The organism is Acidithiobacillus sp. (genome assembly GCF_023229925.1).
In the GTDB taxonomy this organism is placed as follows: Bacteria; Pseudomonadota; Gammaproteobacteria; order Acidithiobacillales; family Acidithiobacillaceae; genus Acidithiobacillus.
The window spans coordinates 287,727-312,834 of sequence record NZ_JALNYM010000002.1; the positions used below are offsets into that span (position 1 = coordinate 287,727).

Sequence of the window (25,108 nt, forward strand, 5' to 3'; positions counted from 1 at the left end):
TACCGTCCCTCAGATTGGCGCGGCGGGGCGAGCCAGGCGCAGATCCAGGGTGTGAGGATAATCCGGCTGATCTTCCGCATAGGGTGGTAGCCAGGGGTGTTCACCACTGCCGGTGGGCACGAAGAAACTCTCGCCGGGACCCGGCATAATCGCATCCGGCTGCGGACCCTGGCTGTGCCCAACGGTGGTGAAACGGCTCTGGCGCCGTGCCTCCGCTTCCCAGGCGTTGACCGGAAAGACCTCTGAGTTACGTCCACCGGGATGCATGACATGGTAGGTGCAGCCGCCCATACTACGCCCGTTCCAGGTGTCGATCAGATCAAAGGTCAGTGGCGTATGCACCGGAATGGTGGGGTGCAGCGCGGACGGCGGCTGCCAGGCACGATAGCGTACACCGGCCACCTGCGTATCATGGGCGCGGGTGGCCCGCAGCGGCACCCATCGTCCGTTGCAGGCGAGCACATGGCGCCCCGGGGTCATACCGGCCACCCGCACCTGCAGCCGTTCAATCGAGGAATCCACGTAGCGCGCCGTGCCGCTGCCCGACATTTCTTCGCCGAGAACATGCCAGGGTTCGATGGCGGCACGCAGTTCGATGTCGATCTCGCCAACCCGGACATGACCGTGCTGCGGAAAGCGGAACTCAGAGAAGGGCGCCAGCCATTCCAGATCGAATGCAATGCCGTGTTCTTGCAAATCCGCGCAAACGTCGCGGAGATCCTCCCAGACGTAATGGGGTAGCATGAAACGGTCATGCAGCGTGGTCCCCCAGCGCACCAGTTCATGGCGATAAGGATCTTCCCAGAAACGCAGCAAGAGGCTGCGTACTAGCAGTTGCTGCACCAGACTCATGCGAGCGTGGGGTGGCATCTCGAAGGCGCGCAGTTCCACCAGTCCCTGTCGACCGGCGGGCCCAGTCGGCGAATAGAGCTTGTCGATACAAATTTCAGCGCGGTGGGTGTTACCGGTAATGTCCACCAGCAGATTGCGGAAGAGACGGTCCACCAACCACGGCTGGGGCACGATACCAGGCGGCACTTGAGCAAAAGCGATCTCCAGCTCGTAAAGGGCCTCATGGCGTGCTTCATCCACTCGCGGTGACTGACTGGTGGGGCCAATAAACAGGCCGCTGAAAAAATAAGACAGGGCCGGGTGATGCTGCCAGTAGGTGATCAGGCTCTGCAGCAGATCGGGGCGGCGCAAAAAGGGACTGTCGCCGGGGCTGGCGCCGCCGAGCGTTAGGTGGTTGCCACCGCCAGTGCCGGTATGGCGCCCATCCAACATGAATTTTTCGGCGGTCAGCCGGCAGGCGTGGGCATCGTCATAGATGGCCGTGGTCTTTTCCACCATTTCCTGCCAGTGCGTGGAGGGATGGATATTGACCTCGATGACCCCAGGGTCGGGGGTGACGAGCAGCTTCTCCACCCGTGGATCGCTGGGCGGCGCATAACCCTCGATGACCACCGGCATATTGAGCTCAGTGGCGCTGTGTTCGACCGCACTGAGCAGGTACAGATAGTGTTCCGTCACCTGCAAGGGCGGGAAGAAGCAATACAGGCAGCCTTTGCGGATTTCCAGGGTGACTGCGGTATGGGGGATCTCCTCCCAGAGTTGCCGATCCGCCGTGGGCGATGGTGGTGCTTCGGGGACATGGCTGTAGCGCGCGGCGATCTCCCCGTGGATATCCCGCAATGGCGGCATCGGCGCGAAGGAGTCACTTTCCGGTTGCCATTTTTTATGGGCTTCGACGACCCAGGGCAGACTGTCGAGAGGCAAGCGCATACCCAGCGGGGAATCGCCAGGCAGCAGAACCAGCCGCCCGCCCCGGAAACTCCAAGGCGCTGAATACCAGCGCTGCTGGCGCCATTCCCAAGCGAGGGGGAGCACCCAGCCCACCGGGTGGTCAAGTCCAGCCTGCAATTTGCCGATCAGCGACTGGCGTTCCAGTGGGTCGTCCAAACGATGGGTGCTGAGATCAATATTCACCGGAATGCGGCCTTCCTGATGCAGGATATACCAGGCATCTTCGTAGGCGGGCAACAGGCGGTTGCTGTCGATCTGCAGATGGCGGGTCAGGGCGCAGGCGAAGTTGTGGACATCATCCGCCTGCCAGCCATAGTCGTGCAGTGGATCAGCGAGCAGCCGGGGTTCGTGCCACAAGGGAACACCATCCTTGCGCCAGTAGAGACCGAGCGCCCAGCGCGGCAGGGGTTCGCCGGGGTACCATTTGCCTTCACCGGTATGCCGCAGTGCGCCCGGCGCAAAACGTGCGCCAAGGCGCTGTGCCAGATTCTCGGCGCGTTCCCGCTTGCGGTCGCCGAGGGCTTCCTGATTCCATTCGGGATCATCCACCCCCTCGCTGGCCACGAAGGTGGGCTCGCCGCCCATGGTGAGGCGCATGTCGGTGGCCTGCAGGCGGATATCTACCGCATTGCCCAAGGCCATAACGTGTTCCCATTGCATATCGGTGTAGGGTTTGGTGACGCGCGGGGTCTCCGGCAGACGGGTGACGGAGTTGGCGAAGTGAAACGCCACCTCGCAGGCATCAGTGGCGCCGGTGATGGGAGCGGCGCTTTCATAATGCGGGGTGCAGGCCAACGGGATGTGTCCCTCGCTGGCAAACAGTCCGGAGGTGGGATCGAGACCGATCCAGCCAGCGCCCGGGACATAAACCTCCACCCAGGCGTGGAGATCGGTAAAGTCACTGGTTGGACCTGATGGTCCATCCAGTGGCGCCTGATCAGCCACCAGTTGCACCAGATAGCCGGACACGAAACGGGCAGCGAGACCCGTGTGGCGGAGTACCTGCACCAGCAACCAGGCGGTATCGCGACAGGAACCGCTGGCTTTTCGCAGGGTCTCTTCCGGGGTTTGTACCCCGACCTCCATGCGCAACGTATAACCGATGTGCCTCTGCAATCGCTGGTTAACGGCAACGAGGAAATCCACGGTGCGCTGACGACGACGTTTGATGTCGAGCAGAAAACGCTGCATTAACGGGCCTGCCTCCTCCCGCTCCAGATAGGGTGCCAGCTCTTTGCAGAGGGCAGGACTGTAATGGAAGGGCCAATGTTCTGCCGCAGGCTCTATAAAAAAATCAAAAGGATCTATCACTGTCAGGTCGGCAATGACCTCCACATCCACCTTAAGCGACTTTGCGCGTTCCGGAAAAACGAGGCGCCCTTGATAATTGCCGAAAGGGTCCTGTTGCCAGTTGAGGAAGTGCTTGGCCGGTTCGACATTGAGCGAGTAGGCGAGGATCGGCGTCCGGCAATGGGGGGCCGGGCGCAGGCGCAGCACATGGGGGTGGATCTGCACCAGGCGATCAAAGTCATACTCGGTCTGGTGGCGCAAGACGACATGGATACCCATGATGATTCCCTCTGGAGGTGAAGTGTAGTCGTGTTTTCCGTCAGGCTTGTACAGCGCTCAAGTGCAGTCCCTTGGGCACGCCATTGAAGCCCGAAGCATCACGGGCGAAGTAGGTGCCTTGAATGGTGCGGTGGACCATGGCCAGATCTTTCTGCGCCTGATCGAGGTATTCGTGCAGCAGGTCCGGGCGCAGGTTGGCGAGCTTCAGGACATCCAGGCGCCGCCGCGCCCGGCGCACCGCCTCGGAAGGGACGCCGGCGTTGGGCAGGTGGGCGAGCGCCACCTCCATCTCGCCCAGGCAATATTTCATGCTGCGCGGAAACTTGCCGTCCTTGAGCAGATAGTCCACCACCTGATTGCTGCGCACCTGCACAGAAACATGGCGACGGTACATTTCAAAGGCGCTCAATGCCCGCAATACGCCCAGCCAGAGGCTGGTCCCGCTCGTTTTCTGCAAGCCCTGATCCTGAGGCAGGATCACAGCGCTGGTCACGTCAACGATGCGCGTGGTCATATCGGCGCGTTCCATATTGCGGCCCAGTTTGATGAACTGGTATACGTTGTCCTGGCTCATGCTGCTGATGAGCAGGCCCACCAGGGCATGGCGCCGGGAAATGACCTCGCTGAGAAAGGCATAACGCCCATGACGGCTGTCCGAACTGGTGCCCGCATGTTCGCGGACGAAGAGGAAGAGGGCGTTCAGGCGCTCCCAGAACTCGGCGGGGAGCAGGTCGCGGAAGGTGCGACAGTTCTCCCTGGCCTGATGGATGGCGGCCATCACCGAGTTGGGGTTGCACTCGTCGGCGATGAGAAATCGCATGATACGGCCTTCCTCCGGCGTGTTGTAATGCTCTGTGTAGAGTTCGGCGTCGCCCGTCACCTGCAAGAGGACGTCCCAGCCGAACTCAGCGCCCTGGGGCAGGTCGAGCAGCAGCAGAGTGGTAGCATTGATCAGCCGGGCCATGTCTTCGGTTCGCTCCAGATAGCGGGCCATCCAGTACAAGTTTTCAGCTACTCGCGAAAGCATGGGGCCTCCTCATCGACAATCCAGGTGTCTTTGCTACCGCCGCCCTGGGAGCTGTTCACCACCAGCGAGCCGGGTTGTATGGCCACCCGGGTCAGGCCACCGGTAGTCACATACATTTTGTCGGCCTGCAAAATAAAGGGGCGCAAGTCCAGGTGACGGGGTTCCAGGTGATCGTCGACCAAAGTCGGCGCGGTGGAGAGATTCAGCGTGGGTTGGGCGATATAATTGCGCGGGTTGGCGATAATCCGCTCCGCGAAGCGGGCCCGCTCTTCCGGCGTGGCGCGCGGTCCGATAAGCATGCCGTAACCACCCGATTCATTGGCCGGTTTGACCACCAGTTCGTCCAGGTGACCCAGCACGTAATCACGGTCCGCGTCGCGCATGCACAGGTAGGTCGGCACGTTGGGCAGGATAGGCTCGGCATCCAGATAATAGCGGATAATCTCGGGTACGAAGGCGTACACCACCTTGTCATCGGCGACTCCGGCACCCGGGGCATTGGCGATGGCGACCGTACCGCGTCGCCAAGCGCGCAGCAGCCCGGGAATACCGAGGGCGGAGTCGGCGAGAAAGATTTCGGGATCGAGATAATCATCATCGATGCGCCGGTAGATCACGTCCACCCGCTGTGGCCCAGAGATGGTCTTGAGATAGACGACATCGTCGTTGCCGACGAAAAAGTCCGCACCTTCCGCCAGATAGGCCCCCATCTGCTGCGCCAGATAACTATGCTCGAAGTAGGCCGAGTTATAGATACCAGGGGTAAGCACCGCAACGACGGGCCGCTCCCCCTCGCGCGGAGACAGGGCCGCGAGTGTTTCGTAAAGCCGGTTGGGGTAATCGTCCACCGGCAGGATAGTGGAAGACTTGAAGAGCTCTGGAAAGAGTCGCTTCATGATCTGCCGGTTCTCCAGCATGTAAGAGACGCCAGACGGAACCCGTAGATTGTCTTCCAACACATAGACCGTGCCATCGACATCGCGCACCAAATCGCTGCCGCAGACGTGCGCCCAGACCCCCAAAGGCGGATGCACGCCCCGACAGGCATCCCGGAAATTGCGGGAGCTGGCCAGTACTTCGGCGGGGAAAATGCCGTCGACGACAATACGCTGCGCGTTATACAAGTCGTCGATAAAGAGGTTGAGGGCTTGTAAGCGCTGCTTGAGTCCCTCTTCGATGCGTACCCATTCCCGCCGTGACATGATGCGGGGAATAATGTCGAAGGGCCAGGCGCGATCGATATTGCCAGCCTCGCTATACACAGTAAAGGTAATGCCCATCGCGAGGATGGCGGCATCCGCGGCCTGTCGACGGGCGCGCAGTTCGTTGCTGTCCAAGGTGCTGAGGTAATCAAACAGCGGGGCTGCCGCCAAACGCGGAACGCCGTTCTCGCCTACCAGTTCATCGTAGGTGCTCTGCTGCTGATAATGCTTGCTCAGCCAATCCATAAGCCTTTTCTCCTCCTGCGTGATACACACGCGCACGCTTCTGAATAGGGCGCTGAGACGACGTCTTCGTCCGTATACTGGATCGGGCCGCGCTATAGGGTGTTGCCAGCAAAGCTTGTGCCAACTATTGGGGCAATCTCCGGTTTTTCCTGAACTCTGCAACAACGCCATTCTGATCGGCTAGTCTGGTCACCGGCTCTCAGACATTCTGTCGGCGTTGGTCTATGCCCCTTGGCTACATCCTGAATTCACCGTCTTTGTATCAGATCATATTCGAGCAGCGAGGACAGATTGCACCATTACAGTGCATATTATTCCTGTTTGGTGCATGCGGTGCTTCCCATATTTAGCTACATCTTGGAACTTCCGTCGGCGGAGTGCCAGGAATTTCCCAGACAAAGCGCGGCAGATCATCCAGGGCCCGCAGCAATCCCTGACTCCAGCGCTCGCCGATGCTGCGGTAAAAAGGGTCTTCCTCGGACAGGCTCAGGTAACGCCCGGCCCGCAAGCTGTCGGTATGGTAAATGAGTAGTTCCACCGGCGGACCCACGGTGACGTTGCTGCGCATGGTGGAGTTCATGGAGACCAGTGCACAGCGTGCTGCGGCCTCCAGAGACAGGTCGGGACTGATGACACGATCCAGAATCGGCTTGCCATATTTGATTTCGCCGATCTGCAGGAAGGGGTGATCTGACGACTCATGGATGTAGTTGCCCTGCGGGTAAATCATATAGGTCGCCGGAGTATCTCCCTTGATCTGGCCGCCCAGGATGAAGGTCGCCTCAAAATTGGTGTTGGCGGTGTCGCGGTTGGCCTGGTTACGCTGCACCTCGGCGTTGATGAGGCCGACATAATCCGCCGCCTCCGCCATGCTGGTCAGATTGAGCAGATGGATTTCGGCGTCCTGGTCTATATCTTGCTGTATCCGCTTGACCACGCCCTGAGTGGTCGCCAGATTGCCCGCTGAAAGCAGACAGAAAAAGCGGTCCCCGGGCCAGCAGAAACTATGCATCTTAGAATAGATGCTGACGTTGTCGGTGCCCGCGTTGGTACGCGAGTCGGAGCAGAAAATCAGGCCCTCTGCGACATGAGCGGTGAGGCAATAGGTCATGGAATGTTCCTGCTGAACCCAGCGACATAAGATTTATGATATTCGCTGAAAATGATGCCTTTGGGAAGGTGCGTCGTGCCTATTCCTCCGGCGGAGTTAGACAATCCATCAGGGATGCACTATTGTGGTGCAATCAACGATAAACCTTTGCGCAGCGGTTGCCGATCCGGTTTTTATGTGAAGAACTAACGTATGCCCGTGTGAAGGATGTTACGTCTCTGATGCGTTGGTGCGTTTTTTGCTTGGCTGAGTATAGAGCCTGTTTGATGAGTTACAGAATCGGAGCTTGTATGGTGCGCCGCAAAAGAACAACCGCTCTGCCCACAGAGCATATGGTGCTGGACGCCCTGGAATCAGCGGTACTGGTTCTGGGGGGGGATTACCAAATCTGCTATATGAATCCCGCCGCCGAAAATTTGCTGCGCGTCAGTCAGTATCAGGCGCTGGGACAAACCTTGTCGGCGCTGTGCAGCATTGTCGGCGAAGAACGCTTCGCCGCACTTTTTGCAGATGCCACCACGGCGAACACCGCCGTATTGCGCAGGGCCTTGTCTTTGATGCTGAGTGAGGGTGGGAGCGCGGTAGTGGATTTGGTGGTGACACCCGCACCAACGGACGGTCTCATTATTGAAATGCGGCCAATGGAATTACCAGCGCGCCATGCCGAGGAGGAGATGCAGGACCGCATTTACGGCGCCGCTCAGGAGATGCTGCGCGGCCTCGCCCACGAAATCAAAAACCCCCTCGGCGGCTTGCGCGGGGCCACGCAGCTCCTGGAGCGTGAACTACAGCGCCCCGAACTGAAGGATTACACCCGGGTCATTCTCCATGAGGTGGATCGCCTCCATCATCTGGTGGATCGCCTGCAGGGACCCCGCAGCCGCCCGGTTTTTGCCGAAGTGAATATTCATCAGGTGCTTGAACATGTGCGTCGACTGCTGAACGCGGAATTGCCCACCGGCATTGCCGTGCGTTTCGATTATGACCCCTCTATCCCCGATATTTTGGCTGATCAGGAGCAACTGGTGCAGGTTTTTCTGAACTTGCTACGCAACGCCCAACAGGCGCTGGACCGCCACGGGGCCATCCTGATCCGTACCCGGGTCGAACGCTATGTTACCCTTCTGCATCATAAGCTCCGCCTGGCGCTGCGTGTGGATGTAGTCGACAACGGTCCGGGAATACCGGCAGATTTGCTCCCCCGGATCTTTTTGCCCCTGGTCACCAGTCGTGCCGAAGGTATGGGAATGGGGCTTGCCATCGTACAGGGACTGGTGCGCGGGCATGGCGGGGTGGTCCATTGCCATTCGCAACCGGGAGAAACGGTATTTTCCGTTTCCCTGCCCCTGTTACCGCATCGGGAGGCGTCCGCATGAAACAGGTCTGGATCATCGACGATGACCCTTCCATTCGCTGGGTATTGGAGAAAGCGCTGACCCAAGCCGATATCCCGGTACATAGTTTTGCCGAGGCCGACAGTGCTCTGCGCGCACTGGGGCGCGAACAGCCAGAGGCTATCGTTACCGATCTGCGCATGCCCGGCCTGGATGGGCTGGTGTTTCTGCGCGAAGTGCAATCGCGCTGGCCGAAACTCCCGGTGATCGTGATGACGGCACACTCCGATCTGGACAACGCGGTCGCCGCTTTTCAGAGTGGGGCCTTTGAATATCTGCCCAAACCTTTTGACATGGACGAAGCGGTTGCCCTGGTACGGCGCGCTCTTGGCAGTCAGACAGAACCGAGCGCTGCGGGTGTTGAGGAGAGCGATCCAGCGGAAATGATTGGCGAAGCTCCGGCCATGCAGGAGGTATTTCGTGCCATCGGTCGGTTGTCTCGCTCACAGATCAACGTGCTTATTACCGGCGAGTCAGGGGCAGGCAAGGAACTGGTGGCCAGTGCTCTGCACCGGCACAGCCCCCGCGCGCACGGACCCTTCATTGCCATCAACACGGCGGCCATTCCCGCCGAGTTGCTTGAATCGGAACTTTTCGGCCATGAAAAAGGTGCCTTTACCGGGGCGGTGCAGACCCGGCAGGGTCGCTTTGAGCAGGCCTCCGGGGGCACCCTTTTTCTCGATGAAATTGGCGATATGCCCGCTGCCCTGCAGACGCGGCTGCTGCGGGTACTCTCTGACGGCACCTTCTACCGGGTTGGTGGCCATGCGCCCCAACGGGCGGATGTCCGCGTTCTCGCCGCGACCCACCAGAATCTTGAAGCCAAGGTGCGCGACGGTAGTTTTCGGGAAGATCTTTACCATCGTCTCAACGTCATCCATATCCATCTCCCGCCCATGCGGGAGCGGCGTGAAGACATTCCGCGTCTGGCCCGTCACTTTCTCCGTCGCAGCGCGGAGCAGTTGGATGTCGAACGTAAGGTATTGAGTCCGGCGGCGGAGTCCGCCTTCATGAATTGGCATTGGCCAGGTAATGTTCGCCAATTGGAAAATGTCTGTCGCTGGATTACCGTGATGGCACCTACCAGCGAGGTCCAGGTGACGGATTTGCCGCCGGAAATGGCCGCGCCGTCGCCATCGGTCATGGCACAGGACTTGAACATCCAGGATTGGCGCTTGCTGCTGGGGGCCGTGGTGCGGCAGCGCCTCGCCGGCGGCGAAGAGGCCTTGCTCGACAAGATTCAGCCGCAGTTCGAGCGCTGCCTGCTGGAAGCGGCCTTGCAACATACCCGTGGCCACAAACAGGACGCCGCGCACAAGCTCGGCTGGGGGCGTAATACGCTTACCCGCAAACTGAAAGAACTAGGCATGGAAGATGCGACTGGAAGCGGCCCTGGCGAATCCCAGGCTTTCGACTAAAACTCCCTTGCATGCTGGTAAAATAGAGTGTGCTTGGAGTGTTTGGTCGAGCTTGAGGTGTCTATGCAAGGCGTAATGTTACTGTTGGAAATTGTGGTTGTCCTGCTGCTGCTGGTGGAAGTTTTCATCCGCCTGCGGGCGCGGCGCCGACGTTTACAGATTAAAGGCAGCGTGCCAGTCTCCTCAATAGCACGTTCGGCACCCGCCATAGATGTGCCGCGGATTCAACCTGAAGCATCCAGCGTAGATGCCGTTGCCCCATCCGTAACGACTACCAGTGGCGCCGAACAGCAAGCGCTCAGCATTGACGACCTGCTCAGCGAAGCCAATATCTATCTCGAGTATGGTCACTACGCGCAAGCAGCGACCGTGTTGCGCTGGTATGTAGATCTCAACCCCCACGAAACACGGGTTATCAACCAGCTCCTTGACACCTATTTAGCGATGGCAGATATCGACAACTATGCTGCGTTGCTGGAAGGCCTGGGAGAAAAGCCGGGAGCTGCGCCCATGAATGAGTCCTGGTGGCGGGAACGGATAGATACTGGTCTGAGTCGAGATCCCGGCAATCTCGAACTCCTCGTGCTTGCCGAAAAGGTAGGCATGGCCATTCCGGTACCACAAGCCCAGACTCAAGACGTCACCATGACTGCAGAGATGGCGCTGACCCTGGTTTCCCGTAACCCTGATCCCGCCTATGGCATGGCGATCCTGTGGCGAACCATCGCCCACGAGCCGCAACGCCTGCCGTTGTATGCCGAACTTCTGCGCATTACTCACCAGCAACGCCGTGTTGAGGATTATATCAATACCTTGATATTACTTTTCCTGGCCGTGGGCACTGGTGGCAAAACCCTTCGCGAGCGCATGTTGCGCGTAGGTGAGGATCTCGGTCCCCACCCCCTGTGGGGCACGCTTGCACACTGGAATGGCGACTTGGAAGTATTACGGCAACTAGCGAAATCACGCCACCTGGAGATTCCAGCCAGGTTGTCCGGTCGCGCTGAAGAGGGCCGATGACCGCGCTTGACAAGCTTATGCCGCGCTAACGACAATCGCCTGCGGCCGCGAGCTTAGCACCATCTGGTGTGGAGCAGGTGCTGAAGCAGGCAGAGAGGGAGCAGCAGGGCATGGATTTGGAGGAAGTCAACCGCCTCGTGCGGTCCGATATGATGGCAGTGAACAGCGCCATCCAGGAGCAACTGCGTTCCGGGGTGCCAACTATCCCGGCCATGGGCACTTACCTGATCAATGCTGGCGGTAAAAGGCTGCGCCCCATCGTTCTGCTATTGGCCGCGCGTATGGGCGGTGAACGCGGCCCACGTCCGATCCCTCTGGCTGCCGTCGTGGAGTTCATCCATACAGCCACTTTGCTGCATGATGACGTAGTCGATGGTTCCGAGTTGCGGCGTAGCAACGCGACGGCCAATCAACTCTGGGGCAATGCCGCCGCCGTACTCGTCGGGGATTTTCTATACGCCAGATCCTTCGAAATGATGGTACAAGACGGCGATATGCGTATCCTCGCCACCATGGCGGAGGCCACCAGCGTTATCGCCCAAGGCGAGGTCGCGCAACTGGAGAATGCTAACGACCCTGATCTGAGTCCCGAGGCATACTTCTCAGTCATTGAAGCCAAGACCGCCAAGCTATTTGAGGCGGCCGCGCGTATTGGAGCACTGGTAAACAACCTGGATGTGGCTGCGGAAACTGCGTTGGCGCACTATGGCTCCCTGCTCGGTATGGCCTTCCAGTTGATGGATGACGCCCTGGATTATTCCACCAGTGCCGAAAAAATGGGCAAAAATCGGGGCGATGACCTCGCTGATGGCAAGGCGACCCTACCCTACATTCATGCCATGCAGCATGCTACGGTAGCAGAGCGAGCCATTCTGCGGGAAGCACTTTGCGCTGATACGCCGACGGTCTTTGAGCCGGTCTGGGAAATCATTGCCAGAACAAGGTCAATTGATTACACTTTGCGCGTCGCGGAAGAAAAGGTGGATCAGGCGATTGCTTGTCTGTCCGGGTTCCCCGGCGGGGTGGAGAAAGAAGCCCTGGCCTTTTTAGCGGAATTTGCTGTGCGGCGTGATTTTTAAAGGTATGTTATCGGGGCGTGGCTCAGCCTGGTAGAGCGCCGCCTTCGGGAGGCGGATGTCGGAGGTTCGAATCCTCTCGCCCCGACCAATTGAGGAAAGGCCCGCATCGTCGGGCCTTTTTCATAGTCGTTTGGTGATGGACTTTTTAGCTTTCCTGGTCGATGCGCCTGTATTAGGAAATACGGGCGCCTTGGCATCACGCGGGTGTGTTTGCCGATGCTGAAGTGGCTTATTCTCGCAGCGTTTGCTGTGATCCTATTTTATGGTCGGCGCCAAAAACGCCGCCACCCGCAAGTTTCGGCTGTGGATCGTTTGGTACGATGCACACGCTGCGGCCGACATCTTTCCATTCATGCGGCGGCCTGCCGGGGCGATGGAAATTACCGTTGCCCACAACACGCCGGAGACAACTAGTGAACCCTGCCCTATCGTCTTTCCGGGTCTGGCTCTATGCCACTTTTCCCCTGATTGCCTATTTTTTTTCCTGGTATTACAACGGTCAGTTGATCCCGCTGCTGGTAGCCACCAGTATCGTTCTACTAGTCTGGGGAATTGTGGTTTGGTGGCCGCGCCTGCGAGACGGCTTGCCCTGGCCGCGTGGATTCCTGCCAATTTTTATGCTGCTCTGGTTACTGTGGTTGGGCTTGAGCCTGTTCTGGAGCGGATCGCCTTATACCAGCTGGTTCTACTTTTGGGTATTGGGTTCTCTGCCGCTGGCATTTCTCATCAGCGTGATGATCCCGGCGCCGGTCGCAGAACAGGCCTGGACCTGGTTCTGGCGAGGAGTTTTGCTGAGTGCCTGGATTTTGAGCGGCATGGCGCTCTGGCAGTATTACCACGGCCTGGAGCAAGGCGGGGGGCTGTTTGACCTGCGGCCTTACGGCCCGCTGCTGGATACCAATAGTTTTGCCGCGTGGCTCAACCTGATGTTTTTCCCGATCCTCGCCGCTTACTTCGTCCACGATGAGCAGCGAAATACGCGCTTTGGATCGCTTCAGTTAAGTTTTGTCGGGTTATTTTATCTCGCTACCCTGGCGGTAATACTGCTGGCGTTCTTTTCGACCAATAGCCGGGGAGGCCTGCTGTCCTGGGTCTGTACGATGCCCTTTGTTTTCTGGGGATTCGGCAGACGCCCCAGCGGTAAACGGCGTATTGCGGTGATAATGGCTTTGGCGCTGATCAGCTTTTTGTTGCTGGGTTATCTTCAACGATATGATCTTCTGGGACATCTGGCGCCAGGTTTTATCACGCACAATCTGTCTACGGTCGCCCGTGGCCTGATGTGGGTGGCTACCTGGCATATGTTCCTGAGCCACCCTTGGCTGGGAACGGGTATCGGCAGCTATTTCCTTAACTACCCGGCCTATCGCCTGCCAGGCGAACTGGCGTCGGCGGGCACCTATGATCATAACGACTTTCTGGAATACCTCGCCGAAGGAGGGCTCATCAATCTGGGCTTTCTCCTCGGTTTTGCCGGAACGCTGATGTATGCGCTTTACCGTTTGCTTCATCGGGCAGGCCGGGCTTTGCAGATCAACGATGAAGGTCGCCTGCAGGCATTGGGTTTGGTAATGGGGGTTTTTGCCATGACCGGTCATGCCCTGGGAAATTTTATTTTCTACAATTTGCCCCTGAGTCTGCTAGCTGGCCTCTTTCTGGCAAGGGCCTGGCGTATCTATGGTACGCAGGGAGAGACCGCGCCGCTCCTGCCGCGGATCGGCGGCATCATTGCTCAAACACTGCTGTTGCTGGCTGCGGTCGTGGCGTCGTGGAATCTGGTCGCGGATGGCGCGACTTTCGCCCTGTTAAGCGATAATGGCTGGCTCAACCGAATCACCCCAAACGCTCATCAGCGCGCCGTTTTTCTCCGGAAGGCGGCGGACTGGCTGACTATGGCGCGGCCACTGGCCACCCAACCTCATGTTTATCTCGCTAACACCTATTTGACTCTCGCCGACCGCGATGCTCGGATGAATGTCACGCGCCGCAGTATTCTGGTGAAGAGCGCACTCAGTCAATACCGCCAGAGTCTGGTGGGGATTCCGCAGCAATCGGGCGTGTGGAATTCCATCGGCACGCTCTATCTGGAGCAGGGCACCCTGCTCGGCCTCGATAAAACACAAAAGGATCGGCAGGCGTTGCTGGCTTGGCGTAAGGGGCTGGCGATCAATCCCGAAAGTGTCAGCCTGCGCAACAAAATCGCCCAACTGGCCTACGTGGATCAGGGCCAAGTCAATGAAGGCGTGGCCTTTTTGGTTGCGGGTTTGCAGCGACCGCTCTTTCCCTACCAGCGCAGCGATCTACAGATGGAGATCGCCCTGACCCAATGGCGGGCGGGCGACAAACATGCAGCAGAGGTCACCTTACTGCGGTTGCTGCACGAGAATCAGGCCTACCCCCCGGCTGTTTCCTGGCTGCAATCCATCCATCGCCAGACCGCGAATGGGGCGGTAATATCGCACTGAGTAAGGATGACCGGGGAACAATGCTAAGGAACTGTGCATGCCATCGGAACGACTAAGCCTGCAACATATTTTGCCGCACTGGCGGGCGGCACTGCTCCTCGTCGCGATTCTTCTGGGGCTAGTGGTGGTACTGGTGCGAGATGTAGAACTGCAATGGTGGCGGACCCATGATTTGCGTGCCCAGGGGCGCATGCGTTATTTGCAGACGCGGCCGTTGCCCGCCGGTCGGGGTGTGATCTATGGCAGCAACGGCGATGCGCTGGCGGTAAATGTACCTGCAGCGACTATCTGGACAGATCCTCGCGTTTTTGACAAGTACCATCAAGACTGGAGCAAGGTGGCGCAGGCTCTGGACATCAGCCAGGAAGTTCTGGCAACGCGCGTGCAGTCGGGTGGGCCAGGCTTCGCCTATATCCTGCGGCAGGTACAACCACAACTGGGCACTGCACTGGATGCCCTGCATGTGCCTGGTATCTATGTGCAGAAAACCAGCCGCACCTATTATCCTCTTGGTGCGGTAACCACACCGCTGTTGGGCCTTGTGCATCTGAATCATCAGGGCGCCGCTGGGCTGGAGATGGGTTATAACCAATGGTTGTCGGGTAAGGCGGGCAGTGAAAAGGTGCTGGTGGATGGGCAAGGTGAAGTGCTTCATGTGCTGGGCGCGCGGCAGACGCCCGTGCCCGGCCATGACCTGTACCTGACCATCAACCCGCAGATCCAGTATTGGGCTTATATGACCCTGCTGGCAGCGCAAAAGCATTTTGGGGCTACAGAGGGCTCGGCAGTGGTAATGGATGTTCAGACCGGGCAGATACTCGCCATGGCGAGCGTACCCTCCTGTAATCCCAACGCGCGCGACGGTTGCGGCAACCCTTCTGATTATGTAAATAACGCCGTGCATCAAGCCTTCGAGCCCGGTTCGGTGATGAAACCATTTATGGTGGCCGCAGCCCTCGAAACGGGCAGCATCCAGCCGAACCAAAACTTCAACGTCTCTCACTGCCTGCCCGTGGGCGGTTTTTGTATCCGCGACGACGTGGTGCACCAGAAACTGAACGTCGCGCATATCCTCAAGTACTCCAGCGACATTGGTGCGGCTAAAATTGCCTTGCGAACGCCCGCACAGGCCATTTATGACATGTACCGGGCGGCGGGTTACGGCACGGAGCCAAACCTGGGCTTTGCGGGTGGGACAGGCGGGGTACTCCCCCCGCCCCAGACCTGGGACAAGGCCCGCCATGCCACCATTGCGCTGGGCTACGGCGTGTCAGTGACGACTCTGCAATTGGCGGAAGGTTATGCCGCCATCGCCAATGGCGGCTATCATGTGGCGCCAACACTCATTGCCGGACAACCGGTGCAGCGCACGCGTATCATGCCTGCAGGCATCGCCGCGCACCTGCGGCACTGGTTGGAGGGGGTATGCGCGGCCAATGGTACCGGCATCCTCGCCGCGATTCCTGGCTATGCCGTGGCAGGCAAGACGGGTACCGCCAATATGGCCAACGGTAAGGACGGCTTTATGAAGAACAAAACCAACGCCACCTTCGTGGGCTTTGCGCCGGGCTTTGCGCCGAAGCTGGTCATGGCAGTAACCATGCGTGGGAGCACCCGCTACTGGAACTTTGGCGGCGTGGAGTCGGCACCCGTGTTCCGCGTGACCATGCGCCATGCCCTCGAAGGGCTGAACATTGCACCGCGCTGGTGCGGCGGAAACAACACCTGCGCCTCTAAGGATAATCATATTACGGCCACCCAGGCAGAAATCTGGGCGGAAGGAGGCGGCAATTGAGCAGACTGGATAATTGGATTGCGGGAGTACTGACGGCCGGTATCGCGGCGATCCTGCTGGGGGTGCTGACGGCGGCAGCCTTTACCCGTATCCCTGTGGCGCACATTTATGTCGACGCGGCCGGGGCGCGCGCCATTATTGTCGGAGGGCATCAGGCAGTGGCTGCTCCTGACTGGCCGGGGACTTATCTGGTGACCCCGCGCTTCGCCGATGCGGCCTTCTGGCCCAGTGCGACCCTGGACTTCAAAAGCGGAGCACCGGTGACCCTGCCACGCCAGGATATTGTGCTATGGGTATACCGTGGCTGAGCCGCGCCACTGGTTGCAGTGGCTGCGCGGCCTGATCAAAGGCGGGAGTATGGCGCTGCTCGTGCTACTGGCGGTACTGGTGCTTCTGGCCGTGGATGGTCTACTGCTGATTCCGGGGCTGATTATCGCGTATGACCTGACCGCGATAGCCTGGCAATGGCAGGGTTTCATCCCAGACCCGCAGGTACCACCCGGACCCTGGATGAGTATGGCCGTGGGCCTGATCGCCACCCTGACTCCGGCCATTATTGACGGTGTGGTGCTGCACTTTTTGCTGCGCGACAAGGAACAGGGCACACCGAAGTCTTTTTCCTAGGATTCTGCAGCCTGGACCGCCGCTTTTTCTTCCAGCGCCTCCCAGCGCCCGTAGGCTTTGGTTAAAGACGCACTGACGGCATCGGCGCGGGCCTGCACCTCGCGCAGCCGCTCCGGGTTCTGGTAGGTTTCTGGCAAGGCCAACGTGGCGGCGATTTCACTCTCTTCTTTCTCCAGCACTTCAATTTGCACGGGCAGGGTGGCGAGTTCCTGAGTTTCCTTATAACTCAGGGCCGATTTTTTGTCCTTGCTGCCGTCGCGTTTGCCAGAACCCTTGCCGCCGCCACGCTCTGTCGGCTTTGCCAAGCGCTGAGACTCCGTTTGCCAGCGCAGCCAGTCCTCGTAGCCGCCCGCATTCTGGCTGATCTGCCCGTCCTCCCTGAAGGCGATCACCTGGGTGACCACGTTATCGAGGAAGTCCCGGTCATGGGAGACCAGAAAGAGTGTGCCAGCGTAACTCTGTAAGCGCTCTTCCAGAATCTCCAGTGTCTCCAGATCCAGATCGTTGGTGGGCTCGTCCAGCACCAGAATATTGGCGGGGCGGGCAAAGAGGCGGGCCAACAGCAAACGTGCGCGCTCGCCGCCGGAGAGTGCCTTGATCAGCCCCCGCGCGCGGCTGGGCGGGAAGAGGAAATCCTGCAGATAGCTCAGCACATGACGGCGTTCGCCATTGATTTCGATAAAATCATTCCCGTCCGCGATGGCGTCCAACACCCGGCTCTCGGGGTCGAGCGTGGCGCGCATCTGGTCGAAGTAGGCGATCTCCTGTTTGGTGCCGCGGCGGATGGTACCCTCTTGTGGCTCCAGTTCACCGAGGATCAGGCGCAGCAGTGTCGTCTTGCCCGCCCCATTGGGGCCGATAATGCCAACCCGGTCGCCGCGTTCAATGCGTGTGGAAAAATCGCGGATGACCGGACGCCCTTCATAGGTAAAAGAAACGTGATCCAGTTCAGCGATGAGTGCACCAGAACGATCCGCCGTGCTGATCTGCAAGGTGGCCTGCCCCTGCTGCTGGCGACGGCTGGCACGTTCCTCACGCAGCCCCTCCAGACGACGCAGGCGGCCCTGGTTGCGCTTGGCGCGGGCTTTGACCCCCTGGCGCAACCAGGCCTCCTCTTCCGCCAGTTGCCCTTCCAGACGATTATCGGCGGCCGCCTCAGCGGCGAGAACTTCGGCCTTGCGGCTTTGATAAGCCGCAAAAGTGCCTGGAAAGCTGCGCAGTATCCCGCGATCCAGTTCGATGATGCGGGTCGCCAGCCGGTCGAGAAAACGCCGGTCGTGGGTGACGAAAACCAGTGTGCCGCGATGGCGCAGCAGGGATTGCTCCAGCGCCAGAATCGCGGGCAAATCGAGATGGTTGGTGGGTTCGTCGAGAAAGAGCAGGTCCGGCTCGGCGACGAGGGTGGCGGCAATGGCCACCCGCTTGCGCTGGCCGCCAGAAAGGGCACTGACCATACCTTCAGCGGGCAGCCCCAGGCTGTCGCGCAGAGCCTCTGCCTTATAGTCGATCTGCCAGGCATCGTGATGGTCGGCGAGGGCATGGGCGTGAGCGTCATCCGCATCGGCATTCTGAAGGTGCCGCCAAGCCGGATGCCCGGATTTGATGGCGGTGAGCAGGTCGTGCTCTCCGGCCAGATCTGGCTCCTGCGCCAGATAGGCGCGGCGCACACCGGGTGCCACCCACAGCGTCCCCGCATCCAAGGGACAAAGGCCCGCCAGCACTTGCAATAAGGTAGACTTGCCCTCACCGTTGCGGCCAATCAGGCCGACCCGCTCGCCTGCCTCCAGGTTCAGTTCGGCATGGTCCAGCAACGCCCGGCCACCCCATTCCACTTGCCCTGCCTCCAGCCGCAGAATAGACATTCAGCCGACCCCATCCTTAGTTATGCAAAATAAAGGCGTAGGGTACGGGGCGCGCGGCGGTGGCGCAAGCCGGAAGCGCGTTTTCAGGTTCCGCGCGTCAACTCAGCAAACGCAGGGTGAGTGGGTAGCGGTAGACCTCGCCATTACTGGCTTTGATGGCGGCCAGTACACAGAATATCAAATTCACCATGAAAATCAGCGGAAAAATAAGCAGGCCAATCAACAGGGTACTCAGGATGCTGGCCACCACATAGGCAAGCAGCACGGTGATCTGGAAATTCAGTGCTTCTTTGCTCTGCTGCACCAGCCAGGCGGACCCACTGTCTTTTTTGAGGAGATAGACGATGAGTGCCGGGATAAACCCGAGGATGATGCCGCCCGCATGGGTGAGCGCCGCGATATTGCGATCGTCCTTGCTGGTTACTTCGACGAGATTGCTGGTTTCCATGGTTACGCTCCCGGTAGGGTGATGGATTTCGTACTGGGTCGATCGGGTAATGCTTCACTCTGTGAGGTCAATGACTGCTATCATACTGAATCTTTTCTCAAAGAATAGCTTCTAGCTGAGTTCTTTCCAAGTGGCAGAATGATTGCCACCGATGGACCGGACCTTTAGCATAGACCCATGCCAGATACCTTCACTGACGAACAACGCCAATTCCTGCAACTCCTGCGTCTACCCGTGCCCGGCGAACCGCCGCCGGAGATGGCGCCGGTGAAACCGGCGGTAAAAGCCGTAAGTGCAGTGCCGAATCGGTTTGTATCTGCGCGAACGACGCCTGTCTCTGCCTCGATGCGCCCTGCAGAAACGCCCGTGATGCAGCCGGAGTCACTCCCCAGTCCTGTAGATGAAGGGGTCTCCGTACTGCGCAACGCGGTGCCAGCGACTGCTACCTTATCCGCAGCGGTGACTCCGGTACGCAGTACGTCTCTACTGGCCAAGGCCGAAGCCCTTCAAGCCCCGGTGCTTGCTACTCAGGCAAGCCCCTCTTCTGCGGACCCGCAACGGATAACACGCATCGCCACCCTGGACTGGCGTGACCTCAACAACATGGTCAGCACCTGTCAGGCCTGCCCCCTCGGCGAAACCCGCAAACATGCCGTATTCGGTGCCGGTAACCCGCGCGGGTCCTGGCTGTTTGTCGGCGAGGCGCCGGGTGCGGAAGAAGACCGCCGCGGCGAAGCCTTTGTGGGTCGCGCCGGTCAACTCCTCGACAACATGCTCCGCGCCATGGGCCTAAGCCGCGAGAAAGACGTCTATATTGCCAATATCCTCAAATGTCGCCCCCCCAACAACCGCGATCCGCTGGGTCCGGAGGTGCAGGCGTGCACGCCCTACCTGCAGCGCCAGGTTGCCCTCTTGCAACCCCGCGTGATTGTTGCGCTGGGGCGCTTTGCGGCGCAGGGCTTGCTTCAGGTGGATACGCCGCTCAGCCAATTGCGCGGTACGACCCAGCACTACCAAGGCACGCCGCTGATTGTCACCTACCACCCCGCCTATCTGCTGCGTAACCCGATCGACAAGCGCAAAGTCTGGGAAGATCTGAAGCGGGCATTGGCGGTGTTTGCGGAGTCGCAGAAATGATGGACCATTCCCTCGTTGTCCGACCCGTCGGAAGCCTGGAATGGCCGTATTTCTAACGGTATGGGAGAAGTCTTTTATGGGTCATCACAAATACAGCGCTTGGCGGTTGTTTCCGGTCATCTTGATTGCCGGCTTGTTGTTTCTGCTCACAGACTCCCGGGCGGTGGCGGGGAAAATTCGCGTGGCCTGTGTCGGAGACAGTATTACCTACGGTGCCGGGGTGCCACAGCGACATAAGCAAGGATGGCCGGGGGAATTACAGCAATTGCTGGGAACCGGCTATCAGGTTGCGAACTTCGGTCACAGCGGGGCTACCATGCTGAAGAATGGCGCTCTTCCTTATTGGAAAACACCGGAATATCAAGCCGCCACAAGCTTTGATCCCAATATTGTTATCATCATGTTGGGCACCAATGATGCCAACACCCAAAATTGGCCAAAATTTGGTTCCCAGTTCACCGCTAATGCGGAAGAGATGATTCGGCATTTCGCACAGATCAAGGCACATCCCAAGATTTATATCTGTACGCCACCGCCGATCATTCACTCGAATTACGGCATCAGCGAAGCCATGTTGATCCGTGGCCCCATCCCGGATATTTATACGGCGGGCCACGCCATGAACGTTCCGGTCGTTCCGGTTTATGCAGAGTTGCGACGATTTTTCAAGACCCACCGGGCTGATGTGTATTACCAGGCGGATGGCGTACACCCAAACGCCGCCGGCCAGAAACAGATCGCTCAATTGATATTCCAGTTTCTGCGATAACTCACCACTGGAATATATCGAACGGATCGTAATGCTGCGCCACCATCACCTTCCAGACATTCCCTGGCCCTGTTTCCACCGGGGACCCATGCGGGTGAGAATAGCTCATCAAAACATGAAGTGTGCCAGATTATGCTGTAAAGCTATTCGACAACGTGGGGGGGTAATTGTTGGCTCGCACAAAAAGTCCGCATGGACCACGTTGTTATGATAATATTATTAAGCGGCTAACATCTGATTTGCATTGCTGCAATTTATGCGCTATTTACAAAATCAGTGGCAATAAGCCACGATCTGACCATATCTAAGGAGGATTGAGAATGTCAGGCTTTGACAACCTATTAACCCGCAGGGAAGCAATACAACGTGCGATACTGGGTGCAGGTGTGGTAACGGTGGGTGCTATGGGCGCCAGCGCGAGCGCCATGGCTGCGGGGATGAGCGGGAACCCAGGCAACTTGCTACCGAGCGGATCTGCTAGCCTTCAGGAATTGAGCAACCGACTCGCAACAGCCCCAAGGCGCCGGGATTTTAAGAGTGTCCCGATGATTCTCACTGACCCGGACCAATGGGACAGCGAGGCGTTGAACGAGGTGCTTCACTATGCAGGCGGCCCTAAACAGGTTTGGGATAACACCGCCTTGAAAAGCCCGTGGCTCAATCTCATGCGTAATGCCATGAACTGCCAGATATGGTCTTTCAAACATGCGGATTTCCTCTGCGTGTCTGCCACTCACGGAACGGCGCACTTTGCCCTGTACGATAACTACATCTGGGACAAATATCTCTCTACGCTCACCAAAGGGAAATGGAAAAGCAACGTATGGCTGAAAGAGCCCCCCGCTTCCGCAGCCAACCCGGCTGACTTTGAGGATTCAAAGGGCGCGTTTTCACCGCATGACAATAGCATAGCGGTGCTGCAGCGGCGCGGCGCAGTCTTTCTGGCCTGTCACAACGAAGTCTGGGAGCTCACCATGGGCCTCCTCAAAAAAGGCATCAATCCGGACCATCTCGCCCACGAGCAAATAGCGGCGGAATTCACCAACCACCTCATTCCCGGCGCGATCCTGACACCGGGCATCGTGGGTACCTTGCCGGAGTTGCAGCTGGCTGGATTCCAGTACGCGAAATAAATTCAGTTACTCACGCGGAACGCCACCCACCTCGCCCACTGACCGTCAGCTCACAGATTGATCGTCATAAAGCCCAAGGTGGGTCGGCATGACAGGTGAGGTGGAGGGCTGCGGTCAGGCCGTGTGATGGACCGCGCCTATCCGAATTCAGACTCAACAGGAGGTTTCATGGCAACTACAAGGTCAAACACCGCCCCACAAGACTCGGGCAATCGCAGCTGGCGACTCGCCGCCATCGCCCTGCTCACGATTCGCTTCGTTCAAGGATGGATTTACTGGGGCGGTGGCACCAGACGCTTCATCTATGGCCCGCAAAAACTGGATGTACACGGCCATTGGATGGCCTACAAGTTCCAGACAGCCATGCCCGGCGCATTGCTCGGCACAGACCATCTGGTGGCTTTTCTATTGCATCATTTCACCCTGCTCTACGCCGGAGTGATCCTCTTCAGCGCTGTCGAGATGATTGCCGGTTTCATGCTCATCATCGGCCTCTACACCCGTTTGGCGGCCGTGGCCACCATTGGCCTGTCTTTCGTACTGATGCTGCTCTTCGGCTGGCAGGGCGCCACCTGTATCGACGAATGGACCATGGCGTCCTCCAATTTTGCCATGGGTATCACTCTGGTGTTGGCAGGGTCCGGGGCCTACTCGATAGACAATTGGCTCTTGGCGCGCAATCCGAGCCTGGCCAATAGCGGCCTGTTCCGCTGGCTGGGAGGTAGCCTGCCTCTGCCCTTGAGCGATGGCGCGTTCAAAAAGCTGGCTCTGGGTTTGTTTTGGATCGCGGTGGTCTTCATCGTTGCCACCTACAGTTATTACCGCGGTTCGGTCATTACTCCCTTCCATGGCGGCCCGGTAAGCCCGGCCAAGCACCACTGGAAATTGGATCATGGCGTCCTACAGAACGATGGCAGCATAAAATTCCACGCCTATGTCAACGCTGGCGTGGCTGCAGAACCATCCAATGTGCTCGAAGCTGTGCTGGTGGACAGTAAAACTGGAAAAGTGGTGGAGAGGTGGGATAGCGCTGCTCTATCTTCCTTGCCAAAAAGCGCTTTTGTGAATGATTTTGCTTACCAGCAAATTCACACCGGGAAATTCGGGATCACCGGACCTGTCGGTGCGCAAGCCATGATCCATCTCCCTCCAGCGACTCAGAATATGGCACCATTGCCGCAGAGCTCCTACATCCTGCAACTTGAATCGGTGAATGGGCATATCTGGAAGGTGGACCTGCAGTACTAGCGAGTACCCGACAGAAAAAGCCGGATTTTCTCAAAAATCCGGCGGTAACAATACAATCGCGATAAAAAGTACCCATTACTGAGTGTTCCCCGCGCTTGGTGCCTCCCGCTCAATGTATACCGCGCGTAAAACCGATGGCCACCATGATCAGCATGATCACGATGTAGGTACGCAAACTCCAGAAGGCTATCTGAACACCTCCCCGAATCGGCGCACGAGTCAGTGGCTTGGGTTCCTGATGGATATCCTCTTCTAGAAACGCCAGAAATTCCGGGGTCGCCGCGGAGCGAAAGTCTTCTTTGGGATGCATACAAAGCTCCTCAGACGGATGGGAAGACGACGGTATAGCCATAAACGGCATTGGCCAGAATAAGAAAACCAACAATGGTGAAAGCTGAATAATTCTGCCAGCGCCGATTCACATAGCTCCCCATGATCTCGCGATCATTCAGCAGCATGAGCAGAAACAACATTGCCGCCGGCATGAATATGGATGCAATCACCTGCACGGTGAGGTTCAAAAACCCCAGGGGGATGTGGGGGATCAGGACCACCATGGCCGCCATCCCGGCGCTCAAAATGCCGGACAGATAAAAGGGCAAGGCCCGTTGTGGCTTGAGGTTCAGACTCCGAGGGAGTTTGAGCGCTTCGCCCACCGCCCAGGAAGTGCTTGCCGTAATGGCAATGGCGGCAATCAGCCCGGACTCGACGAGACCCAGAGCGAACAGCGCGGTTCCGATACTGCCCAGATTGCTCTGCCGTAACAGGTGGAGGATCGCCTGTATGTCGAACTGGGCGGTATTGGTGTGCCCATACGCCAGGGTACCCGTCAAGATGACAATGGCAATGGCGATGATCCCCATGGAAAGACTTCCGAAGGCGGTATCGGCCTGGCCGCTGGGGATGTCATTGACCGTCAGGCCCTTATCAACGACCGAGGATTGCTGAAAAAAGAGCATCCACGGCGCGATGGTCGTTCCGAGATTGGCAAGTATGACATAGGTAAAGGCGCCTACTGCGGTCCCCACTGGAATGTGCCAGTTGCCCACCGCAGCAATCACCTGGCCCCAGTCCGGGTGCGCCGCGATAGCCAGGGGCACAAAAACGATATTACCCGCAGCGATCCACAACGCCAGCCGCTCCCAGGTATGGTAATGCAAAAAAATCATGGTCACCGCGACAAATATCCAAGCCAACGTGACCGAAAGGACCGGCGGCACGGAGAACACGCTCATGCCCACACGGATGCCGATAAACTCCGTCACCAGCGTCAGGACATTCGCCACCGTCAAATCCAGCAGGGAAAACACCCCCCAAAAGGCGCCATAACGCCCCCAGATCATCTCGGCATGCCCTCGATGGGTCACAGCGCCAAGTCGTACGGTCATCTCCTGCACCACATAGGCTACCGGGATCATGAGCAACAGGAAGGGAATAAAAAAACCGATACCGTACATCGCCCCAGTCTGGGCGTAGGTGATGACGCCGCCGGCATCGTTATCAGCGATCATCACCAAAATGCCTGGCCCGATCAGACTCATAAACAGCAGTAGTCGTCGCCACCAGGAGGGATGATGGCGGAGCTGATAAATCCGCCAGCGATCCTTGATGCGCTCCCGCACGTCCTCGGGTAATTGCTGCAACACATCCGCCTCGCTGGGCGTTGCGTGATGTTCGGACACATTCGACATCAATCCCCTCCTGAATAACGTGCGAAAGAAGCCACAATCAACCCATCTGATCTTGCCGCAGCAAGAT

At 58.5% G+C, this 25,108-nt stretch carries 20 protein-coding genes and 1 tRNA gene; 13 read left to right on the forward strand and 8 right to left on the reverse strand.

Annotated elements, in window-relative coordinates; genetic code table 11:
* Positions 1-9: 9 nt before the first annotated feature.
* The 4 genes from M0P56_RS07905 to M0P56_RS07920 all read right to left on the reverse strand — a co-directional run bounded on the left by M0P56_RS07905 (position 10) and on the right by M0P56_RS07920 (position 6,958).
* The gene (locus M0P56_RS07905) at positions 10-3,372 is read right to left on the reverse strand and encodes a DUF2126 domain-containing protein (RefSeq protein WP_291509510.1); all 3,363 of its coding nucleotides are present in this window, start codon (positions 3,370-3,372) and stop codon (positions 10-12) included.
* Positions 3,373-3,412: 40 nt separating this feature from the next.
* Positions 3,413-4,399 carry an alpha-E domain-containing protein gene (locus M0P56_RS07910; protein ID WP_291509511.1) on the reverse strand — a complete coding sequence of 329 codons (987 nt, stop codon included), beginning with the start codon at positions 4,397-4,399 and terminating at the stop codon, positions 3,413-3,415.
* The gene (locus M0P56_RS07915; RefSeq protein ID WP_291509512.1) at positions 4,384-5,847 is read right to left on the reverse strand and encodes a circularly permuted type 2 ATP-grasp protein; all 1,464 of its coding nucleotides are present in this window, start codon (positions 5,845-5,847) and stop codon (positions 4,384-4,386) included. The genes M0P56_RS07910 and M0P56_RS07915 overlap by 16 nt, the downstream gene beginning before the upstream one ends.
* 346 nt (positions 5,848-6,193) lie before the next feature.
* On the reverse strand, positions 6,194-6,958 hold the full coding sequence (locus tag M0P56_RS07920; RefSeq protein ID WP_291509513.1) for a peptidase: 765 nt from the start codon (positions 6,956-6,958) through the stop codon (positions 6,194-6,196).
* A 290-nt stretch (positions 6,959-7,248) separates the two neighbouring features.
* Here M0P56_RS07920 and glnL point away from each other — a divergent pair, with 290 nt between their 5' ends.
* The 9 genes from glnL (at position 7,249) to M0P56_RS07965 (ending at position 16,753) form a co-directional block, all read left to right on the forward strand.
* On the forward strand, positions 7,249-8,334 hold the full coding sequence (gene glnL, locus M0P56_RS07925; RefSeq protein WP_291509514.1) for a nitrogen regulation protein NR(II): 1,086 nt from the start codon (positions 7,249-7,251) through the stop codon (positions 8,332-8,334).
* Positions 8,331-9,770 carry a nitrogen regulation protein NR(I) gene (ntrC, locus tag M0P56_RS07930; protein WP_291509515.1) on the forward strand — a complete coding sequence of 480 codons (1,440 nt, stop codon included), beginning with the start codon at positions 8,331-8,333 and terminating at the stop codon, positions 9,768-9,770. The genes glnL and ntrC overlap by 4 nt, the downstream gene beginning before the upstream one ends.
* A 63-nt stretch (positions 9,771-9,833) precedes the next feature.
* On the forward strand, positions 9,834-10,790 hold the full coding sequence (locus M0P56_RS07935) for a hypothetical protein (protein ID WP_291509516.1): 957 nt from the start codon (positions 9,834-9,836) through the stop codon (positions 10,788-10,790).
* Positions 10,791-10,900: 110 nt separating this feature from the next.
* Entirely contained in the window at positions 10,901-11,869 is a 969-nt protein-coding gene (locus tag M0P56_RS07940; protein WP_291509517.1) for a polyprenyl synthetase family protein, read from the forward strand.
* A gap of 11 nt (positions 11,870-11,880) precedes the next feature.
* Positions 11,881-11,957, forward strand: a tRNA-Pro gene (locus M0P56_RS07945).
* 325 nt (positions 11,958-12,282) lie between these two features.
* Positions 12,283-14,334, forward strand: a complete 2,052-nt coding sequence (locus M0P56_RS07950; protein ID WP_291509518.1) for an O-antigen ligase family protein — start codon at positions 12,283-12,285, stop codon at positions 14,332-14,334.
* A 37-nt stretch (positions 14,335-14,371) separates the two neighbouring features.
* Positions 14,372-16,129 carry a penicillin-binding protein 2 gene (locus M0P56_RS07955; protein WP_291509519.1) on the forward strand — a complete coding sequence of 586 codons (1,758 nt, stop codon included), beginning with the start codon at positions 14,372-14,374 and terminating at the stop codon, positions 16,127-16,129.
* Complete coding sequence (locus M0P56_RS07960; protein ID WP_291509520.1) at positions 16,126-16,437, forward strand: hypothetical protein; 312 nt, start codon at positions 16,126-16,128, stop codon at positions 16,435-16,437. Before M0P56_RS07955 ends, M0P56_RS07960 begins: the two co-directional genes overlap by 4 nt.
* Complete coding sequence (locus M0P56_RS07965) at positions 16,430-16,753, forward strand: hypothetical protein (protein WP_291509521.1); 324 nt, start codon at positions 16,430-16,432, stop codon at positions 16,751-16,753. Before M0P56_RS07960 ends, M0P56_RS07965 begins: the two co-directional genes overlap by 8 nt.
* Here the strand turns inward: M0P56_RS07965 and M0P56_RS07970 are convergent.
* Positions 16,750-18,615, reverse strand: coding sequence for an ATP-binding cassette domain-containing protein (locus M0P56_RS07970; protein ID WP_291509522.1), 1,866 nt, complete (start codon positions 18,613-18,615; stop codon positions 16,750-16,752). The two genes, M0P56_RS07965 and M0P56_RS07970, sit on opposite strands and share 4 nt — an antisense overlap.
* A gap of 97 nt (positions 18,616-18,712) precedes the next feature.
* Positions 18,713-19,063, reverse strand: a complete 351-nt coding sequence (locus tag M0P56_RS07975; RefSeq protein ID WP_291509523.1) for a DUF4870 domain-containing protein — start codon at positions 19,061-19,063, stop codon at positions 18,713-18,715.
* A 177-nt stretch (positions 19,064-19,240) separates the two neighbouring features.
* Here M0P56_RS07975 and M0P56_RS07980 point away from each other — a divergent pair, with 177 nt between their 5' ends.
* The 4 genes from M0P56_RS07980 to M0P56_RS07995 all read left to right on the forward strand — a co-directional run bounded on the left by M0P56_RS07980 (position 19,241) and on the right by M0P56_RS07995 (position 23,350).
* Positions 19,241-20,200 carry a uracil-DNA glycosylase family protein gene (locus M0P56_RS07980; RefSeq protein WP_291509524.1) on the forward strand — a complete coding sequence of 320 codons (960 nt, stop codon included), beginning with the start codon at positions 19,241-19,243 and terminating at the stop codon, positions 20,198-20,200.
* A 76-nt stretch (positions 20,201-20,276) separates the two neighbouring features.
* Positions 20,277-20,969 (forward strand): GDSL-type esterase/lipase family protein, encoded by a 693-nt coding sequence (locus tag M0P56_RS07985; protein ID WP_291509525.1) that lies wholly within the window; start codon positions 20,277-20,279, stop codon positions 20,967-20,969.
* 320 nt (positions 20,970-21,289) lie between these two features.
* Complete coding sequence (locus M0P56_RS07990) at positions 21,290-22,102, forward strand: transcriptional initiation protein Tat (RefSeq protein WP_291509526.1); 813 nt, start codon at positions 21,290-21,292, stop codon at positions 22,100-22,102.
* A gap of 168 nt (positions 22,103-22,270) precedes the next feature.
* Complete coding sequence (locus M0P56_RS07995; RefSeq protein WP_291509527.1) at positions 22,271-23,350, forward strand: TQO small subunit DoxD; 1,080 nt, start codon at positions 22,271-22,273, stop codon at positions 23,348-23,350.
* A gap of 109 nt (positions 23,351-23,459) precedes the next feature.
* On the opposite strand, the gene M0P56_RS08000 is transcribed toward M0P56_RS07995, so the two are convergent.
* Complete coding sequence (locus M0P56_RS08000) at positions 23,460-23,660, reverse strand: hypothetical protein (RefSeq protein WP_291509528.1); 201 nt, start codon at positions 23,658-23,660, stop codon at positions 23,460-23,462.
* Positions 23,661-23,670: 10 nt separating this feature from the next.
* A complete protein-coding gene (locus M0P56_RS08005; protein ID WP_291509529.1) occupies positions 23,671-25,041 on the reverse strand; it encodes an NRAMP family divalent metal transporter in 1,371 nt (456 codons plus the stop codon).
* Positions 25,042-25,108 lie beyond the last annotated feature (67 nt).

Bases quoted from the DNA above. Each gene is read 5' to 3' on its own strand.
- M0P56_RS07935 (WP_291509516.1), top strand. From the start codon at position 9,834: ATGCAAGGCGTAATGTTACTGTTGGAAATTGTGGTTGTCCTGCTGCTG.
- M0P56_RS07905 (WP_291509510.1), bottom strand. From the start codon at position 3,372: ATGGGTATCCATGTCGTCTTGCGCCACCAGACCGAGTATGACTTTGAT.
- M0P56_RS07985 (WP_291509525.1), top strand. From the start codon at position 20,277: ATGGGTCATCACAAATACAGCGCTTGGCGGTTGTTTCCGGTCATCTTG.
- M0P56_RS07990 (WP_291509526.1), top strand. From the start codon at position 21,290: ATGTCAGGCTTTGACAACCTATTAACCCGCAGGGAAGCAATACAACGT.
- glnL (WP_291509514.1), top strand. From the start codon at position 7,249: ATGGTGCGCCGCAAAAGAACAACCGCTCTGCCCACAGAGCATATGGTG.
- M0P56_RS07915 (WP_291509512.1), bottom strand. From the start codon at position 5,847: ATGGATTGGCTGAGCAAGCATTATCAGCAGCAGAGCACCTACGATGAA.
- M0P56_RS07910 (WP_291509511.1), bottom strand. From the start codon at position 4,399: ATGCTTTCGCGAGTAGCTGAAAACTTGTACTGGATGGCCCGCTATCTG.
- M0P56_RS07940 (WP_291509517.1), top strand. From the start codon at position 10,901: ATGGATTTGGAGGAAGTCAACCGCCTCGTGCGGTCCGATATGATGGCA.
- M0P56_RS07955 (WP_291509519.1), top strand. From the start codon at position 14,372: ATGCCATCGGAACGACTAAGCCTGCAACATATTTTGCCGCACTGGCGG.
- M0P56_RS08005 (WP_291509529.1), bottom strand. From the start codon at position 25,041: ATGTCGAATGTGTCCGAACATCACGCAACGCCCAGCGAGGCGGATGTG.
- M0P56_RS07980 (WP_291509524.1), top strand. From the start codon at position 19,241: ATGCCAGATACCTTCACTGACGAACAACGCCAATTCCTGCAACTCCTG.
- M0P56_RS07995 (WP_291509527.1), top strand. From the start codon at position 22,271: ATGGCAACTACAAGGTCAAACACCGCCCCACAAGACTCGGGCAATCGC.
- M0P56_RS07970 (WP_291509522.1), bottom strand. From the start codon at position 18,615: ATGTCTATTCTGCGGCTGGAGGCAGGGCAAGTGGAATGGGGTGGCCGG.
- M0P56_RS07975 (WP_291509523.1), bottom strand. From the start codon at position 19,063: ATGGAAACCAGCAATCTCGTCGAAGTAACCAGCAAGGACGATCGCAAT.
- M0P56_RS08000 (WP_291509528.1), bottom strand. From the start codon at position 23,660: ATGCATCCCAAAGAAGACTTTCGCTCCGCGGCGACCCCGGAATTTCTG.
- ntrC (WP_291509515.1), top strand. From the start codon at position 8,331: ATGAAACAGGTCTGGATCATCGACGATGACCCTTCCATTCGCTGGGTA.
- M0P56_RS07920 (WP_291509513.1), bottom strand. From the start codon at position 6,958: ATGACCTATTGCCTCACCGCTCATGTCGCAGAGGGCCTGATTTTCTGC.